The sequence below is a fragment of the Methylacidimicrobium tartarophylax genome, assembly GCF_902143375.2.
GTDB lineage: Bacteria > Verrucomicrobiota > Verrucomicrobiia > Methylacidiphilales > Methylacidiphilaceae > Methylacidimicrobium > Methylacidimicrobium tartarophylax.
The window spans coordinates 1-1,327 of sequence record NZ_CABFVA020000062.1; the positions used below are offsets into that span (position 1 = coordinate 1).

The following is a 1,327-nucleotide window of genomic DNA, read 5'->3' on the forward strand; positions in this document are numbered from 1 at the left end:
CGCCCGCCTCCCATCCAATTCCGGATCCCGTATTTTGCCTGATAGGTATAATCGGCATGGCTGGGCCGGAAGACTTCCCGCATCTCTTCATAAGCCTCGGGCCGGGCGTCCTCGTTTCTCACCCAGAGGAGAATCGGCGTGCCCAAGGTGAGCCCTTCCAAAGTCCCGGAAAGGATCTCTACCCGATCGCTTTCCTTCCGCTGCGTGGTGAGCCGGCTCTGACCGGGCCGGCGCCGGTTCAACTCTCGTTGGATCTCCTCCTCCGAGAGAGGCAGGCGGGGCGGGCAGCCGTCAACCACCACGCCGACCCCGCCCCCGTGTGATTCGCCCCAAGTGGTAATTCGAAAGAGGTGGCCGAAGGTATTAGGCATGTCTTATCGTTCCTATCGCGAGCACGACAAAAAGTTTACTACAATTTTGGGCGCCTGTTCGGAATTTGGCATGATGGCGAGGAAGCTGGGCGAGGAGAGGGGATTGTCGCGACCGCCGATCGATTCTGCGCGAGAGAAGAGCCGGAATCGGGCCGGTTCGGTAGGGCGGCATCTTGTGCTCGTCGGGATGATGGGTTGCGGAAAGAGTCTTCTGGGCCGCTGGCTCGGCCGGCGGTCCGGCTTGCCGATCTATGATCTGGATCGGATCGTCTCCCAGCGGGAGCATCGCTCTATTTCGGCGCTCTTCGAGGAGAAGGGGGAACTCTATTTTCGACAGAAAGAGGCAGAGGCCCTGCGCTGGGTGCTTTCCGCGCCCGCGGGGATTCTCTCGACCGGCGGCGGCACGTTTGCCTTTGCAGGAAATCGCCGTCTGCTCCTGGAGCACGGTGTCGTCTTTTACCTTGAGGCTCCGGTCGATCTCCTGGAGGCGCGCCTTCGCAAGAGCCGAGGGCGGCCGCTCCTGGCTTCCTCGTCCGACCGCCGACAGACTCTTCAGGAGCTTTTGGGGAGGCGAGAGCCCTTTTATCGGTTGGCTCACGTCACAATCTCTATAGCCGAACGGAGTAGAGAGGAATTGGGAGAGCGGATCTGGCAGACCTTTTGCGAGCGGACAGGAGGGGAAGCGTGAGGACAAGGGTAGCATTTTTAGGAGCGGGCCGCATTGCCCGCGCCTTGGCGGGAGGCCTACTGCGAAACGAAGAGGACTCATGGGAACTGGTTGCTTCCACCCGGACCTGGGAGAGCGGGGAGAAATTCGGCAAAGCGGTACCGCAGGCGCGCCTCTATCCGGAGGAGCGCAATCGCGATCTCGTCCAGGAAAGCGAGATCATCTTTCTTTGCGTCAAGCCTCAGGAGGTCCGCGGTGTTCTGCAGCAGATCCGGCCGGCGACCGCCGG

At 61.4% G+C, this 1,327-nt stretch carries 3 protein-coding genes; 2 read left to right on the plus strand and 1 reads right to left on the minus strand.

Features of this window, described 5'->3' with window-relative positions; genetic code table 11:
• Nucleotides 1-371: chorismate synthase (locus tag MAMT_RS05165; RefSeq protein WP_142659936.1), on the minus strand; the 371-nt coding region annotated here is incomplete at its 3' end.
• A gap of 70 nt (nt 372-441) precedes the next feature.
• Here MAMT_RS05165 and MAMT_RS05170 point away from each other — a divergent pair.
• Together MAMT_RS05170 and MAMT_RS05175 are read left to right on the plus strand one after the other, a co-directional pair.
• Nucleotides 442-1,059, plus strand: coding sequence for a shikimate kinase (locus tag MAMT_RS05170; RefSeq protein WP_178086924.1), 618 nt, complete (start codon nt 442-444; stop codon nt 1,057-1,059).
• On the plus strand, nt 1,056-1,327 hold a 272-nt coding region (locus tag MAMT_RS05175; protein ID WP_178086925.1), incomplete at its 3' end, for a pyrroline-5-carboxylate reductase family protein. The genes MAMT_RS05170 and MAMT_RS05175, both read left to right, overlap by 4 nt.